The sequence below is a fragment of the Vibrio sp. Vb1337 genome, from assembly GCF_033338715.1.
Classification (GTDB): domain Bacteria; phylum Pseudomonadota; class Gammaproteobacteria; order Enterobacterales; family Vibrionaceae; genus Vibrio; species Vibrio alginolyticus.
In genome coordinates this window covers 51,713-67,670 of the sequence record NZ_JAWOTD010000004.1, presented here as the reverse complement: position 1 = coordinate 67,670, position 15,958 = coordinate 51,713, and the positions used below count along the sequence as shown (strand labels likewise).

Below are 15,958 nucleotides of genomic sequence, written 5' to 3'. Positions count from 1 at the left end.
GTTTATTATGCTAGATAAAGTAGGCGGAACGGGTCGTGGTGAACTATACGGTTTAGGCGACACCATTAAAACCAACAAAGCAGAAAAAGCGCCGGAAACAAAGCTTGAAGCGGGCGCTGTTAAAAGCCAAAGTGAGTCAGGTGTTTCTGGTGCAGCACGCTACCAGTTAGAGACACCTAAAGCTCCTACAGTGAGTAACCAAGCTCAAGTTGTTGCAAACCTAATGAGCGCTCTTGCACCGACGGTGAGCTCATTAATGAGCACAACGATGAAAGCGCTTAACGGTGAGGAGGTGATCAAGTCACCATCAGATGCGGTATCACAATCGTTGACGCTATTAACATTGTTGTATCAAGTATCAAAGCTGAGCCGTGAGCAACAAGTGCTACAACGTGAAATTGCTGTTGAAGCAAACGTCGCGAGTTTAGAAAGCCAAGCGGCAGAACTAAACAACTCGGCAAGCGCGATGATCGCGATGGCAGTCGTTTCGGGTGTACTAGCGGGTGCTACCGCAATTATTGGTGCCCTTGGTTCTTTCAAAGCAGGGAAAGAAATCAAGAATGAAATGGCGAGCAATAATGTACTTAAAACGCAAAAAGCTGGCTTCGATCAAGCAGAAGAGTTATTAAATAACAATAGCTTGTCTAAAACGCAGCAAGATCAGGTTAAGCGTGCGCACTCACTAGCGAAAGACAATATCGCAGACACGACAGCGCAGCTGACAAGTGGTGGCCGTAAGTTCGATAAGTTGATGAGCTCAAACCAAGCGAAGAACGCGATTCTTCAAGCTTTGGGCCAGATGGCAAACTCAGCATCGAATGTAGAGCAAACCAAAGCGCAAGCGCGCAGCAAAGATGATGAAGTACAAGCGACTCGCGCACAAGCAGCCAAACAGAAAGCCGATGAAAACATTGGTTTCCAAGAAGGCTTATTGAAAGAACTACGTGACTTGTTCCGATCTATCTCAGATAGCCAGAACCAAGCGTGGCGAGCATCAGTCCCAACGGTGTAACCATCCGTTTCACTAACTACAAAGCGTTGTTTATACAACGCTTTTTTTATTTCAGCTATCTAAACTAGATACGGATATTTACTGGGTGATTTGTTTGTAAAGCAATATAACGTAGTGAGTTACATTGCATAAAAGTTACTGTTTTTGTTGAACTCAGCTCAAAGCTAACAACTTCATAGTAGCCTTGTTGCGTAAAATTAAGTTAAAGTGCCATTATTATTCACAAAAAGTGTGTTTAAGAATTTTTTGTAGTGAAGGGTGTAATTAGATACTCAATAACAAAATATGGTAGTTCGACTGGTGAGTATTTGGGAACAGAATTATATAAAACTCAACTTAATAAGTAGTCGAAGATGGAAGATATCAGTTTAGCATCAGATTTAGTGATTTATCTGACTACGGTTGGAATTTTAGGTATATTTGCTTGGTTTTTGTTTGTTATTTATTTGAAATCCAAGTGGTTGAAGTATCTTGAAGATGCTCTTGATAATGGAGTTCGATACTACACTCTGAATATATTCTTATCAGGTCACGGAGTACTACAATATGGAACTGTTTTTCTGAGCACTTTTCATGCGAAACGATATAAAATGTTAGAGAAGAGGGATAAGGTTCCAATTCATATTCAACGATTGTTTGTTCTCTCATTCGTATTATTTATTTCAAGTACATCATGTCTTCTGGCTGGAGTTATAACTCATCATATTTATATAGAATAAAGGTTATTTAACAAGATTATAGTAATTTGACCTGAGTATTTCTATTTAATAGATAATTTAGAATGGACATATCAGTCTAAAGATTTAATTTTCTAGACTATACGGTTTACGCTTATATAGAGCCATTATATAACGGCAGAATATGCCAATAAAATGGTGATTACTAAGCTAACCGCCAAGGATGAGAACTCAAACGTTATCAAATTGTTAACGATTGCTATACTTAAACGGTCATCAACACAAGTAAAAGGGATGTTCAATGTTTAAGTTTAAGCAAATCGCACTTGCGGCTTCTTTGGCGGCACTCACAACAGGCTTTTCTGCGTCTGCGGAGGAAACGTTTGTCACGATTGGTACCGGTGGCGTAACAGGGGTTTATTATCCGACTGGTGGCGCTATTTGTCGCTTGGTTAACAAATCGCGAGAAGATCACGGTATCCGTTGTTCGGTAGAAAGTACTGGGGGATCGATTTATAACATCAACACTATTCGTGCTGGTGAATTGGACCTCGGTATCGCGCAATCAGACTGGCAGTATCATGCTTACAAAGGAACCAGTAAGTTTGAAGAAAGCGGGCCTTTTAAAGAGCTACGCGCCGTATTCTCCGTTCATCCAGAACCGTTTACTGTCGTTGCACGTAAAGACGCGAACATCAAAACTTTTGATGATTTGAAAGGTAAGCGCGTTAACATTGGTAATCCTGGTTCTGGTCAGCGAGGTACTATGGAAGTACTAATGAACCAGTATGGTTGGAGTAACGACGACTTTAAGCTTGTCTCTGAGTTAAAAGCAGCAGAGCAATCAAAAGCACTTTGTGATAACAAAATTGATGCGATGATTTATACCGTTGGTCACCCAAGTGGAGCGATTAAAGAAGCCACTACGTCGTGTGATAGTAATATCGTAACGGTAGCTGGACCTAATGTAGAAAAACTGGTTGCAAACAACAGCTTCTATCGTGTCGCAAATGTCCCAGGTGGTATGTATCGTGGCACAGATAGTGATGTTCAAACCTTTGGTGTGGGCGCGACGTTTGTTTCTTCTACTGCGGTACCAGAAGATGTGGTTTATAACGTGGTTAAAGCGGTATTTGAAAACTTCGATGATTTCCGCCGTCTCCACCCAGCGTTTGCAAACTTGAAGAAAGAGGAAATGGTAAAAGACGGTTTATCTGCGCCTCTTCACCCAGGTGCGCTCAAATACTACAAAGAAGTAGGGCTGATTAAGTAAGCGTTACTTTCTCTTATTATTGATGTAAAACGCCATCTTTCTCGATCAATGCCACTCGTTTAACCGCGAGTGGCATATTTCTATTTCTCGTCATCCTGTACAGCGACGAAGGAGCGTGATACAGGATCTTCTATCCGAGCACTTTGTGATCAAAATGGTTTCATTAGCCGCTCAGTGTAGTGCTATTAGATTCCTAACCTCGCTGGAGTGACACAAAAATCGTTAAGCTATCTGCATTAATCTTTCGCGCTGGTGTTTTTGTAGGATTGTTATCCACTTGTACAAGTTTTGCTTAAACATAAACATCAATGAAAAAGTAGATAGTGATGAGAATAGAAGAAAGAGCAACAAACCCTTTAACATGATTGGGATTCAGTTGACGAGAGACACGAGCTGCAAGATACCCACCTACCAACGTACCGACCAAAACAACACTACCTGTGTGCCAATCAATGGAGCCATTGGCAACAAAAATCACGATAGCAATGAGTGAAACACACGTAGATACGAGCAATTTCAAACCGTTCATTAAATTAATGTCTTGGTGACCAGCTACTACCAGATAGCTCAGAACAATAACCCCTAAACCTGCGTTGAAAAAACCACCGTAAGCAGAGACACCAACAAGTAGTAAACCCAACGCGATTGCTCCGAGTATGCCAGCATGTTTGTGCTCTTTCGCGACAGTTTTGATTAGCATTGTTAAACGAGAACCGGTGAGAAAAAGCACGGTGGCAAATAAGAGTAACCAAGGGATGGCTTCCATAAATAGCGATTCTGGCGTGTTGAGCAACAGATATGCTCCGACAGCGCCGCCGACTAAACTGAATGAGACTGTGAACAGCAGTTCATGCTTGTTCTTCATGATCTCTTCTCTGAACCCGACGGCTCCACTAATGTAACCCGCACATGAAGCATATGTGTTTGTTGCGTTAGCCATAATAGGAGGAACACCAACTGCCAATAGAGCCGGAAAAGTAATAAAGCTTCCGCCTCCCGCTATGGAGTTAATGATCCCACCAATTACGCCAGCAATGAATAAAAGTGAGAGTTCTAAAAGCATAAACAATCCTTGTTATGTTCTTTTTCATTGTTAGAGCTTCAGATGATCTAACCTACATGCTCTAATGTTCTGATATGAGGTTTACTTTACCCGCTCTAAAACAAAATTGTTCAGTTCTGTAACGTTTTTGATGACATGAACGGCTTTACTTTGAGAGTACCCTTCGAGGCTATACATAAAGTCATCATTCCAGAATGCGGGGCATTGCTGAAGAACTTTGTAGCTTTGTAACGTTCCTTTCAGTACCGAACTACCATCAGGCCAACCTTCAGGTTTTATGAATAGTCCTTTAAGGAGACGTTTCGTGACAAACCAATAGCTTACGGAGTATGGTAGATCAATATAAATGAGAGTATCGGCTGCATCTAAACGAGCGTTGAAAGAGCTGATCGGTCCAAGGCCATCTATAATCCAACGATCTGAGCTTAGTATATTGCTATGGGCTTCATCAAAAACGTTACGCTCGACGGGATCACCGTTTGGTTTATAGACTATTGAATCTAATTGATGAAGAGGAAGACCGGTAGCAGACGCGATTGCTTTACTTACCGTCGATTTTCCACTGCCGGGTTTACCAAAAACTGCTATTTTTTGCATTGTGACCGCCTCCAAGAGAGCTTTTCCCATACGGTAGAGACAGAAAACCCACCGCTATGGGTGGGTTCGATAAATACTGAGCGCATCAAAAAATCCCACCATTCCTATGGAATGATGATAATTCGTTGGTTAAGTTGCGCTAAGTTTGTATTCATACAATCACCTTCATATAACGACAGTGATTTGTCAATACCATCTGCACAATAAGCGAACGATTTGGAGGGCGGAAGATAAAGCCATCACGATGGATGGCTTTATCTAGGTTGAAAGAGACAGCGATTACTGCTCAACGCTGACTGGCTGTGCTTTAAACTTTTGAATCAGCTTTACGATTAGTGGACTTGCCAATACCAATACAGCTAAAACAGTAAAGGTAAGGGTAATAGGACGCTCCCATAGGAAACTCAGTTCTCCATCTGAAATCATTAATGCGCGGCGTAAGTTCTCTTCCATTAATCCTCCAAGGATGAAGCCCAGCAATAAAGGTGCGAGCGGGAAGTTAGCGAGCCGAAGTGCAATGGCAGCCATAGCCACAATCAGCATCACGAACACATCCATAGTGTTAAAAGAGACCAAATAAACCCCGGTGATTGAGAAGAATAAAATCATCGGTAGAAGCACCGTTCTTGGAACCGCCAAAAGCTTTGAAATGTACGGAATCAATGGTAAGTTCAGGATCACAAGTACGATGTTGCCGAAGTACATGGAAATGATCACTGACCAGAACACATCTGGGTGTTCAACAAATAGGCGAGGGCCAGGTTGAATACCATAAGCGATCAGCGCACCGAGCATTATTGCTGTTGTACCAGAGCCCGGAATACCAAGCGTTAATAGCGGTACAAATGAACCACTAGATGCTGCATTGTTCGCAGACTCTGGCGCAACCAAACCACGGATACTGCCTTTACCGAACTCATCCTTTTTCTCTTTAGGTGCGAGGTTGCGCTCCATACCATAGCTTAAAAAAGCAGCAATGGTTGCCCCTGCGCCAGGAAGAACGCCAGTGAAGAAACCTAATATTGAAGAGCGAATTGAAACAGGCGCAGCATCTTTGATTTCTTCCTTGGTCACTTTCATTGAGCCAATGTTGCTCAGCTTTTCTTGTTCTTCATCGCTGGTGTCTTTTGATGGTTTAAGGATGCCCATCAGTGTCTCACCCAGTGCGAATGTCGCCATTGCAAGCAACAAGAAGCTAAAGCCATCCATTAAATCCGTTAAACCGAAGGTAAAGCGTTCAACGCCTACGCCTTTATCGATTCCAACTGTAGATAGCATCAAACCAAGAATGGTCATCATCCACGCTTTGATTACCTGACCTTTCCCCGCAAAAGCCGCGACTGCTGATAACCCAAGTAGCATCAACGCAAAATAGTCCGACGATTGGAAGCTAAGGGAGACGCTAGCCAATGCTGGTGCGGCAACAAGCAACATAATGGCAGATAGCGTACCGCCAGTGAAAGACGAATAAGCTGCCAAAGCTAATGCTTTACCTGCCTGGCCTTTTTGAGCCATTGGGTAGCCGTCGAATGCTGTGACCACGGTTGAAGAACAACCCGGCGCGTTAATTAAAATCGACGATGTAGAACCACCAAATACCGCACCGTAATAAACACCCGCCATTAAAATAAGGCCAGAGGAGGGCTCTAGGCCATAAGTAATTGGGATCATCAAAGCAATGGCTGAGATCGGCCCAAGTCCAGGTAACATGCCGATAAATGTACCGACGAAGCAACCAACGATCACCATCATAATGTTCATTGGCATTACTGCGGTGGATAAACCTTGTAGAATTCCATCTAACATAATTCAGTCCTTTCTTTGACTACCAGATGGTGAAAATCAAACCCGGTTCGAGATAGATGTCCAAACCTTGAGTGAGTAATAAGTAGAACGCGATCACGAATGGAAACGACGCGCCAAACAGAACGGGTTTACGTCTTTCCCCGAGCAGATAAAAGCCAGCCAATAAAAAGAAGCCAGTAGCTATCACAAAACCTAAGTAAGTCAGGCCCACGCCGTAGAGCGCCATTAAAATTAAAAAGGCAATCAGTAACTTCCAATTGAAGGTCAGCACTGCGCCACTTTGTTTATCTGGTTGTCCTGTCACCAGCAATAGCAAAGAAAGGCCGACACCAACGTAAGTCAGGATGGTTGGCAGAGTACGTGCGGTGAATGGTTCATACTCATCACCTGGAAACAATGGAATTTGTGAGGTTTGATAACCGTAGCAAAGACAGAAAAGTAGAAAGATCATTGCGCCGACGCGGTCACGACAGAGCAAATACTCTTTGGTGAAAAAGTTGGTTGAACGAGGCATATTCAACTCCTAACAAAAGTAAAAAAGACCGCATATGGACGTCAATGAATAAACTAAACCATTAACAATTAAGCATTTCGCTGCTAGTCGAGCCGCTTTGGGTATATAAACAAAGGAGTGTGCATGTCGATTGTCGACAATGTCCATATGCGGTGAAACTTAGAGTGCAAATACAATGGGGAAATACCAACCTACGTTATTCATTGAGGTTGGTATCTGAGGGACCCCAATTCGATTGTTACTTCAGGAAGCCTAACTCGCGCATTAAGTCACCCATCTGTTGCTCTTGATCTTCAAGAAACGCGAAGAATGCTTTATCCGCTTTATAGTTGTCGATCCAACCATTGCGGTCTCGAACGACTTGCCATTCGTCGGTGTTATACATTTTAGTAAATGCGGCATTCCATTCATCTAGCTTTTCTTGGCTTGTGCCTGGTGCTGCAAAGAATCCACGCCAGTTAGCAAAGACAGTTTCATTACCATATTCGGTGAGAGTTGGAATGTTAGGCGCAGCTTCTAAACGTTTTGGTGCTGTAATCGCTAACACTTTCACTTGCCCAGACTTAGACATTTCGAGTACTTCACCTAGCCCTGTAGAGAGCAGTTGTGTTTCGCCTGAAAGTAGGGCTGCCATGGCTTTTCCACCTGCATCATAGGCAATGTAACGAACTTTTCGCGCATCAAAACCTTCACCTTTGAAAGCTGCTGCTATAACCAAATGATCCATAGAACCACGAGCAGAGCCACCAGCAACCTTCACCTTACGTGGGTTTTCTTTAAAAGCTTTAACGACATCTTCCCAAGAGCTATAAGGAGAATCGGCTGATGTAACAATGGCGCCATAATCGGCAACCGTTGCGGCAACAGGAGTCAAGTCGCGGAAAGATTGTGGGAAGATCCCACTGAGCGAGCGAACGACGATCGGTGTTGAGTTCACCATGAGTGTATCTTCTTGACGATCAGCCGTTTCAATCAAATGTGCGATTGCTTTGCCACCGCCACCACCAGATAGGTTTTGAAATGATACGGTTTCGACGATGTCTGATTTTATTAATACATCACCAGTACCTCGGGCGGTCATGTCCCAACCGCCACCGGCACCTCCAGGGATAAGAAAGTGCATTTTTTCAATATCTGCAGCAAGAGCGTTGAATGAAAATGAAGCTGCGATGATTGAAGCTGCGAGCGTTGGTTTGAGTACCTTTAACATGTTCACGTTCCTTATGTTAGCGACTCTATTTAGTTGAGCCTTATTGTTTTTGCTCAGTTGTCATGCCTTGTAAGCGTTAAAGCTGAACTTGGTGTAAAGGTTAATTAAGTGTTAAATATCTGTCTGTAAAAGAGATATAAAGAGAATATTGAGCATTTCGGTTATTTTGTTCATAAAGTTCACGGCGAGAAGTTGGTGTTAGGTCACGCGGCTTTACGCTTTGGTAGGCCATAATAAAATGACGGAAATGAACGAGGAAAAGAGAATGAAAGGGACGTGTTTGTGCGGGGCAATTGAAGTCATCGCTGAGGTTAAAAATGAGGTTAGCCTGTGCCATTGCTCGATGTGTCGAAAATGGTCGAGTGGCGCACTTCATGCGGTGCATTGTGGGCCTAACGTGACGTTTAAAGGTGGCGAACCTAAACGTTATCAGTCGTCAGACTGGGGAGTGAGGGGGTTTTGCGGTGAGTGTGGCACAAACCTTTTCTACCATTTGTTGCCGACAGGTGAGTACATTCTTTCCGCTGGTTTGTTCGATAACCCAGATTTCAAACTCACTTTAGAGATTTTTACCGATGAAAAGCCAGCTTATTATGACCTCAATTCCGCTTCACAAAAGATGACTTCGCAACAAGTCTTTGATCAATTTGTACCTAAAGAATAGTTTTTTATCCGATTATTGTTCGACAGCTGAGCTTTTAGTTTTTAGATCATAAGCTTAAAGGTTTATAAGTTGTCGACAATATGAGTTCCCCATTCTTTATTCCTGCTAAAAACGGCACTTAATAGGCATTTTAGGCCCATTTAAATTACGACCTTAGTCTAAATTGTCGACAATTTACTTGATTGTCGACACTTTGATCGACTACTTTATATTCAGGTTAAAAAATTGTAGACATTTCGATGTCGGTAACAAGAGTATCTGAATATGAACTCTGAGTTGAAAGCTCGTTATAAAGTGCTGGGTTCTGAGAAAGAACACACCAAATCCGAAACGCTGACCGAAACACTCATTGAAGTCATTGTTAATGGCGACGTGAAGCCTGGCCATAAGATATCAGAGCCTGAGCTAGCAAAGAAATATCAAGTCAGTCGTGGGCCTTTGCGTGAAGCATTGATGCGCTTAGAGGGGCTAGGGCTCATCGAGCGAATTCCTCATGTTGGGGCTAGAGTGACCACTTTTTCTCCGGAAAAGCTGATAGAACTTTATGCCGTTCGAGAAGCATTGGAAGGCATGGCGGCAAGGTTAGCTGCGCGACACATTACGCAAGAAGAGCTCTTAAGCTTGGAAATGCTATTGTCGACACATTCCAAGCATATAGACCAAATGGAAGGCGCGTCTTACTTCCATCAACATGGTGACTTTGATTTTCACTATCGCATCATCCAAGCGAGCAGAAACAGTAAGTTAATATCTCTGCTGTGTGATGAACTCTATCACTTATTACGGATGTATCGTTACCAGTCGCCACGTGCACAATCTCGCCCGAATGAGGCACTCACCGAACACAAATTCATTTTGGAAGCCATTCGCAATCGCGATGAAGAGCTTGCAGAAATGTTGATGAGAAGACACATATCAGGAAGTCGAAAGCTCATCCAATCTCAAATTATACATACAGAAAGTTTAGACAAAGACTAGAAGGAATTCGTCATGAGCTTAACACCGGGAGCGAAATTCAGACTCGCCATTGAACAACATAATCCACTACAAATTGTCGGCACTATAAACCCGTATTGCGCCATGATGGCAAAAAACTTGGGTCACCAAGCGATTTACTTGTCTGGTGGCGGTATCGCAAATGCGTCATACGGATTGCCGGATCTCGGTATCACAACATTAAACGACGTTTTGGTTGACGTTGACCGCATCACTAACGCATGTGATTTGCCTCTTTTGGTTGATATCGACACGGGTTTTGGCGGTGCATTTAACATTGCTCGCACGATCAAAGCGATGGAAAAAGCAGGCGCGGCAGCGGTGCACATGGAAGACCAAGTTGCACAGAAACGTTGTGGTCATCGTCCGAACAAAGCAATAGTCAGCCAGCAAGAGATGGTTGATCGTGTAAAAGCCGCGGTTGATGCACGCAATGATGAAAGTTTCGTGATTATGGCTCGTACTGATGCGCTAGCTGTTGAAGGCATGGACAGCGCAATCGAGCGTGCGATTGCGTGTGTGGAAGCTGGCGCAGACATGATCTTCCCCGAAGCGATGAACAAGCTGGACCAGTACCTTCAGTTTTCAAATGCGCTTGAGCAAGCGACCGGAAAGCACGTTCCTATTCTGGCGAATATTACAGAGTTTGGCGCGACACCGCTGTATGGCTGCGATGAGCTAGCGAAAGCAAAAGTGGACATGGTGCTTTATCCATTAAGTGCGTTCCGTGCTATGAACAAAGCTGCTGAAACGGTCTACAAACATTTGCTAGAAGTGGGTAATCAGGAAGCACTGGTTGATTCGATGCAAACACGTAAAGAGTTGTATCAGCACCTGAATTACCACGACTACGAAGACAAACTTGACCAGTTATTCTCTGAAGGGAAATAGCGGGGAAAAGCAAAAATAAACGGAAGCCCAAGAAAAAGATAATCGGAATTTATCTCATCTAATAACGTGAAATTCGTTTGGCTAAAAACACCCCAGAGAGGGAAAAGTCAGACAGAAAAGGAGTTCAAACAATGTCTCAAACTGCAGAAAAGAAAGCAGAATTAGGTGGCGCAGGCCTTCGTGGTCAAAGCGCAGGAAGCACAGCTTTATGTACTGTCGGAAAAACGGGAACTGGTTTAACTTATCGTGGATACGATATTACTGATCTTGCGAACAACGCACAGTTTGAAGAAGTGGCTCACCTTCTGTTACGCGGTCACTTGCCAAATCAACAAGAACTTGATGCGTACAAGACACACCTACTCAGCCTTAGAGGTTTGCCAGCCGAGCTAAAACAAGCTTTAGAGTTAATTCCTGCAAGCGCACACCCAATGGACGTAATGCGCACGGGTTGTTCTGTATTGGGTAACCTAGAGCAGGAAATGAGCTTTGAGGAGCAACTGAAAGCAACCGAACGTATGCTAGCCTTGTTCCCTGCCATCATCTGTTACTGGTACCGCTTTAGTCATGATGGAGTGCGTATCAACACCGAGGATCAGACTGAAGATTGCATCGGTGGTTACTTCTTGCGATTACTTACAGACAAAGCGCCATCTGCACTGCACAAACAAGTGATGCATTGCTCGCTCATTCTTTATGCTGAACATGAGTTTAATGCTTCTACATTCGCAGCACGCGTTTGTGCATCAACGTTGTCAGACATCCATTCTTGTATCACGGCAGCAATCGGTACGCTTCGTGGACCACTTCACGGCGGTGCGAACGAAGCGGCGATGGAAATGATTGAAGATTGGCAAACGCCCGACGAGGCGGAAGCGAACATCATGAAAATGCTAGCCAATAAAGACAAGATCATGGGCTTCGGTCATGCGATTTATCGTGAAAGTGACCCTCGCAACGCCTTAATAAAACGATGGTCCAAAGAGCTATCGAAACAAGTTGGTGATACTCATCTATATGCGGTTTCTGAGCGTGTTGAATCAGTGATGAAGCGAGAGAAAGGTCTGTTCTGTAATGCGGACTTCTTCCATGCATCGGCTTACCACTTCATGGACATTCCAACCAAACTATTTACCCCAATCTTTGTGATGAGTCGTTTAACGGGCTGGGCTGCACACGTTTATGAACAGCGTGCCAATAACCGTATTATTCGCCCAAGTGCCGATTATACGGGCCCAGATCACCAAGAATGGGTGCCTATCGAGAATCGCTAGCGCGAAGGTCAACGAGGGCATTATATGCTTTGGTTGACCACCTCCTTCCTTTGTCATTCTCTTTAGCAGAGGAAGGAGAACCTCTCATCACTGTGTTTCTGGAGCAATGGAAAACCTTGATGAAGGCAAGATGTAAAGACTGAATGGAAGCAAACCATGAACACAAATATTAATACCCAATATCGTAAGCCGCTTCCGGGAACTCAACTGGATTATTTTGATGCACGCGAAGCCGTCAATGCCATTTCTCCTGGAGCCTATGAAACACTCCCTTATACCTCTCGCGTGCTAGCTGAGCAACTGGTCCGTCGCTGTGACCCGAACACATTGACAGATAGCCTGAAACAGTTAATAGAACGCAAACGCGATCTTGATTTTCCTTGGTATCCAGCACGCGTTGTTTGTCATGACATTCTTGGTCAGACCGCTCTAGTCGATTTAGCGGGTCTGCGCGATGCCATTTCAGATCAGGGCGGCGATCCTGCAAAAGTGAACCCAGTGGTTGAGACACAATTGATCGTTGACCACTCTTTAGCGGTTGAACATGCGGGCTTTGACCCTGATGCCTTCGACAAAAACCGCGCGATTGAAGAGCGCCGTAATGAAGACCGATTCCACTTTATCGAGTGGTGTAAAACAGCGTTTGAAAACGTCAGCGTGATTCCAGCTGGGAATGGCATCATGCACCAAATCAACTTGGAAAAAATGTCTCCTGTGGTACAAGCAAAGCAGGGCATTGCCTACCCAGACACCTGTGTGGGTACGGACAGTCACACACCTCACGTAGACGCTCTTGGTGTTATTGCGATAGGTGTCGGTGGTCTGGAAGCAGAAACCGTCATGCTTGGCCGACCATCAATGATGCGTCTACCAGATATTGTCGGTGTCAAACTGACGGGTAAACGTCAACCGGGCATTACCGCAACGGATATTGTCCTCGCGATTACTGAGTTTCTGCGTAATGAGCGTGTGGTATCTTCATATCTTGAATTCTTCGGAGAAGGCGCACGTGATCTAACGATCGGAGACCGCGCAACGATTTCAAACATGACACCAGAATACGGCGCAACAGCTGGCATGTTTTATATTGATGAGCAGACCATCAATTACTTGAAACTAACTGGTCGAGATGAAGAACAAGTTGCTCTAGTAGAAAATTACGCAAAACAAACCGGTCTTTGGGCAGACGATCTTGATAGCGCCGTTTACGAGCGCGTACTTGAGTTCGATTTATCATCAGTTAGCCGTAACTTGGCTGGTCCGTCAAACCCTCATCGTCGTTTACCAACTTCTGAGTTGGCACAGCGCGGCATTTCTGGAGCGTGGGAAGAGAAAGAAGGCGAGTTGCCAGATGGTGCAGTGATCATCGCTGCTATTACCTCATGTACGAATACCAGTAACCCAAGAAACGTGGTTGCTGCTGGCCTTGTGGCGAAGAAAGCCAACGAACTTGGTCTTGTACGTAAACCTTGGGTGAAATCGTCTTTTGCTCCGGGTTCTAAAGTTGCACGCTTGTATCTGGAAGAAGCGGGCTTATTACCAGAGCTAGAGAAGCTTGGCTTTGGCATTGTTGGTTATGCATGTACAACTTGTAACGGTATGAGTGGTGCGCTGGATCCAAAAATCCAACAAGAGATCATCGACCGTGATTTATATGCGACAGCGGTGCTTTCTGGTAACCGTAACTTTGATGGTCGAATCCATCCGTACGCCAAACAAGCTTTCTTGGCTTCACCACCATTGGTTGTCGCTTATGCGCTGGCCGGTACCATTCGTTTTGATATCGAGCGCGATGCGCTTGGCACGGACCAAAACGGCAAACCAATTTATCTCAATGATTTGTGGCCAAGCGATGAAGAGATCGATGCAGTTGTCGGTACTCATGTTAAACCTGAGCAGTTTAAGCAAGTTTACATTCAGATGTTTAAGCTGAATGATCAAGAGCAAAATCCCAACCCGCTGTACGACTGGCGTCCGATGAGTACCTATATCCGCCGACCACCGTACTGGGAAGGTGCGCTAGCGGGAGAAAGAACATTGTCTGGCATGCGTCCATTGGCGATTCTGGGCGACAACATCACCACTGATCACTTATCACCATCCAACGCGATTCTCGCAAGCAGCGCAGCAGGTGAATACTTAGCGAAAATGGGTGTGCCAGAAGAGGATTTCAACTCTTACGCGACTCACCGTGGTGACCACTTAACGGCGCAACGCGCGACCTTCGCTAACCCAAAGTTGTTCAATGAAATGGTGAAGGAAAACGGCGAAGTCGTGCAGGGATCTCTGGCGCGTGTAGAGCCAGAAGGGCAGGTGGTTCGTATGTGGGAAGCGATTGAAACCTACATGAATCGTAAACAACCATTGATCGTGGTGGCTGGCGCGGATTACGGTCAGGGGTCATCCCGTGACTGGGCAGCAAAAGGCGTTCGACTGGCAGGCGTAGAAGCCATTGTTGCTGAAGGCTTTGAGCGTATTCACCGTACTAACTTGGTTGGCATGGGCGTACTACCACTGCAATTTAAGTCGGGCGTTAACCGCAATACGCTAGAGCTGGATGGTACGGAACTTTACGACGTGGTTGGAGAAATCAAGCCGGGCGCTGATTTAGCGCTGGTTATCACACGCAGCAACGGCGATAAAGTCGATGTTCCGGTTACTTGTCGCTTAGATACCGCTGACGAAGTTCACGTGTACAACGCGGGCGGTGTTCTGCAGCGTTTCGCGCAAGATTTCTTGGCACAATAAGGAGTGCGTATGTCAAATAATACTCCGAATCAAACAAGCCAAATAAAAGTGCCCGCGACGTACATGCGTGGCGGCACGAGTAAAGGTGTCTTTTTCAACCTAGAGGATTTGCCTCAAGAAGCGCAAGTGGCTGGAGCCGCACGTGACAAACTGTTGTTACGTGTTATTGGCAGCCCTGATCCGTACGCGAAGCAAATTGATGGTATGGGGGGCGCGACGTCAAGCACCAGTAAAACAGTGATTGTTTCGCGCAGCAGCAGAGCCGATCACGATGTTGACTACTTATTTGGCCAAGTGTCGATCGACAAACCATTCGTCGATTGGAGCGGTAACTGCGGCAACTTGTCTGCCGCTGTCGGTCCTTTCGCCATTCATGCTGGTTTGATCCCACAAGACCGCATTCCAGAAAATGGCATTGTGACGGTGCGTGTTTGGCAGGTGAACATCAGCAAAACCATCTTGATTCACGTGCCAATCGTCAATGGTTTCGTCCAAGAAACCGGAGAGTTTGAGCTTGATGGCGTGACGTTTCCAGCCGCTGAGATTCAAGTCGATTTCGTTGACCCTTCTGATGGCGAAGGCAGCATGTTCCCAACAGGCAACTTAGTCGATGATTTAGTGGTGCCGGATGTGGGTACGTTCAACGCGACCTTTATTAACGCGGGCATACCAACCATTTTTATTGATGCTGAATCGATAGGATATCAGGGCACCGAGCTGCAAGACGATGTCAACAACGATGACACAGCATTAGCGATGTTCGAATCCATCCGCGCATATGGCGCGTTAAAAATGGGCCTGATTTCTGATTTAGAAGAAGCTCAAACACGCCAACATACGCCGAAAATAGCGTTTGTTTCTAAACCGAAAAGTTACCTGTCTTCAAGTGGTAAAGCCGTTAATGAGTCGGATATTGATGTGCTCGTTCGCGCGCTGTCGATGGGCAAGCTACATCATGCAATGATGGGAACAGCAGCCGTTGCTATCGCTTCTGCTGCGTGTGTGCCCGGAACGTTAGTGAATTTAGCCGCTGGTGGCGGTGAAAAAGAGTCCGTGACTTTTGGTCACCCGTCAGGAACGTTAAAAGTTGGGGCACAAGCGAAACAAACTGAGCAGGGCTGGGTGGTGCAAAAAGCCATTATGAGCCGAAGTGCGAGAATACTGATGGAGGGATTTGTGCGTGTACCCTTCTATGTCTTCGATTAAAAGAGACGATCTTTGGATTAAAAGAGC

14 protein-coding genes are annotated in these 15,958 nt (G+C 45.0%); 9 read left to right on the top strand and 5 right to left on the bottom strand.

Translation table 11 applies throughout. From position 1 onward, the window contains the following. Window positions 1-7 precede the first annotated feature (7 nt). From vopD to R7E42_RS05710, 3 genes are all read left to right on the top strand, one after another. Entirely contained in the window at window positions 8-1,012 is a 1,005-nt protein-coding gene (gene vopD / locus R7E42_RS05720; protein WP_005377262.1) for a type III secretion system translocon subunit VopD, read from the top strand. Window positions 1,013-1,365: 353 nt separating this feature from the next. Continuing rightward, window positions 1,366-1,731 carry a hypothetical protein gene (locus R7E42_RS05715; protein WP_017821699.1) on the top strand — a complete coding sequence of 122 codons (366 nt, stop codon included), beginning with the start codon at window positions 1,366-1,368 and terminating at the stop codon, window positions 1,729-1,731. Between the two features lie 259 nt (window positions 1,732-1,990). Beyond that, window positions 1,991-2,962: a TAXI family TRAP transporter solute-binding subunit gene (locus R7E42_RS05710; protein WP_017821698.1), complete on the top strand. Its 972-nt coding sequence runs from the start codon at window positions 1,991-1,993 to the stop codon at window positions 2,960-2,962. A gap of 292 nt (window positions 2,963-3,254) precedes the next feature. Here R7E42_RS05710 and R7E42_RS05705 read toward each other — a convergent pair whose 3' ends face one another. From R7E42_RS05705 to R7E42_RS05685, 5 genes are all read right to left on the bottom strand, one after another. Continuing rightward, entirely contained in the window at window positions 3,255-4,025 is a 771-nt protein-coding gene (locus tag R7E42_RS05705) for a sulfite exporter TauE/SafE family protein (RefSeq protein WP_047102688.1), read from the bottom strand. A gap of 81 nt (window positions 4,026-4,106) precedes the next feature. Further along, window positions 4,107-4,622 (bottom strand): adenylate kinase, encoded by a 516-nt coding sequence (locus tag R7E42_RS05700; protein WP_158156518.1) that lies wholly within the window; start codon window positions 4,620-4,622, stop codon window positions 4,107-4,109. 279 nt (window positions 4,623-4,901) lie between these two features. Next, window positions 4,902-6,428, bottom strand: a complete 1,527-nt coding sequence (locus R7E42_RS05695; RefSeq protein WP_239938692.1) for a tripartite tricarboxylate transporter permease — start codon at window positions 6,426-6,428, stop codon at window positions 4,902-4,904. Window positions 6,429-6,447: 19 nt separating this feature from the next. Beyond that, window positions 6,448-6,942: a tripartite tricarboxylate transporter TctB family protein gene (locus R7E42_RS05690; RefSeq protein ID WP_005388179.1), complete on the bottom strand. Its 495-nt coding sequence runs from the start codon at window positions 6,940-6,942 to the stop codon at window positions 6,448-6,450. A 238-nt stretch (window positions 6,943-7,180) separates the two neighbouring features. Continuing rightward, window positions 7,181-8,152 carry a tripartite tricarboxylate transporter substrate binding protein gene (locus R7E42_RS05685; protein WP_005388181.1) on the bottom strand — a complete coding sequence of 324 codons (972 nt, stop codon included), beginning with the start codon at window positions 8,150-8,152 and terminating at the stop codon, window positions 7,181-7,183. Between the two features lie 265 nt (window positions 8,153-8,417). Here R7E42_RS05685 and R7E42_RS05680 point away from each other — a divergent pair, with 265 nt between their 5' ends. The 6 genes from R7E42_RS05680 to prpF all read left to right on the top strand — a co-directional run bounded on the left by R7E42_RS05680 (window position 8,418) and on the right by prpF (window position 15,931). Beyond that, window positions 8,418-8,816: a GFA family protein gene (locus R7E42_RS05680; RefSeq protein WP_017633774.1), complete on the top strand. Its 399-nt coding sequence runs from the start codon at window positions 8,418-8,420 to the stop codon at window positions 8,814-8,816. Between the two features lie 264 nt (window positions 8,817-9,080). Next, the gene (locus tag R7E42_RS05675) at window positions 9,081-9,794 is read left to right on the top strand and encodes a GntR family transcriptional regulator (RefSeq protein WP_005377279.1); all 714 of its coding nucleotides are present in this window, start codon (window positions 9,081-9,083) and stop codon (window positions 9,792-9,794) included. A 12-nt stretch (window positions 9,795-9,806) separates the two neighbouring features. Beyond that, window positions 9,807-10,703, top strand: a complete 897-nt coding sequence (gene prpB / locus R7E42_RS05670) for a methylisocitrate lyase (protein WP_213912374.1) — start codon at window positions 9,807-9,809, stop codon at window positions 10,701-10,703. A gap of 131 nt (window positions 10,704-10,834) precedes the next feature. Beyond that, complete coding sequence (gene prpC, locus R7E42_RS05665) at window positions 10,835-11,977, top strand: 2-methylcitrate synthase (protein WP_005377283.1); 1,143 nt, start codon at window positions 10,835-10,837, stop codon at window positions 11,975-11,977. A 156-nt stretch (window positions 11,978-12,133) separates the two neighbouring features. After that, complete coding sequence (gene acnD, locus R7E42_RS05660) at window positions 12,134-14,725, top strand: Fe/S-dependent 2-methylisocitrate dehydratase AcnD (RefSeq protein ID WP_017633775.1); 2,592 nt, start codon at window positions 12,134-12,136, stop codon at window positions 14,723-14,725. 9 nt (window positions 14,726-14,734) lie between these two features. Further along, a complete protein-coding gene (gene prpF, locus R7E42_RS05655; RefSeq protein WP_054575019.1) occupies window positions 14,735-15,931 on the top strand; it encodes a 2-methylaconitate cis-trans isomerase PrpF in 1,197 nt (398 codons plus the stop codon). The last annotated feature ends 27 nt before the right edge of the window (window positions 15,932-15,958 follow it).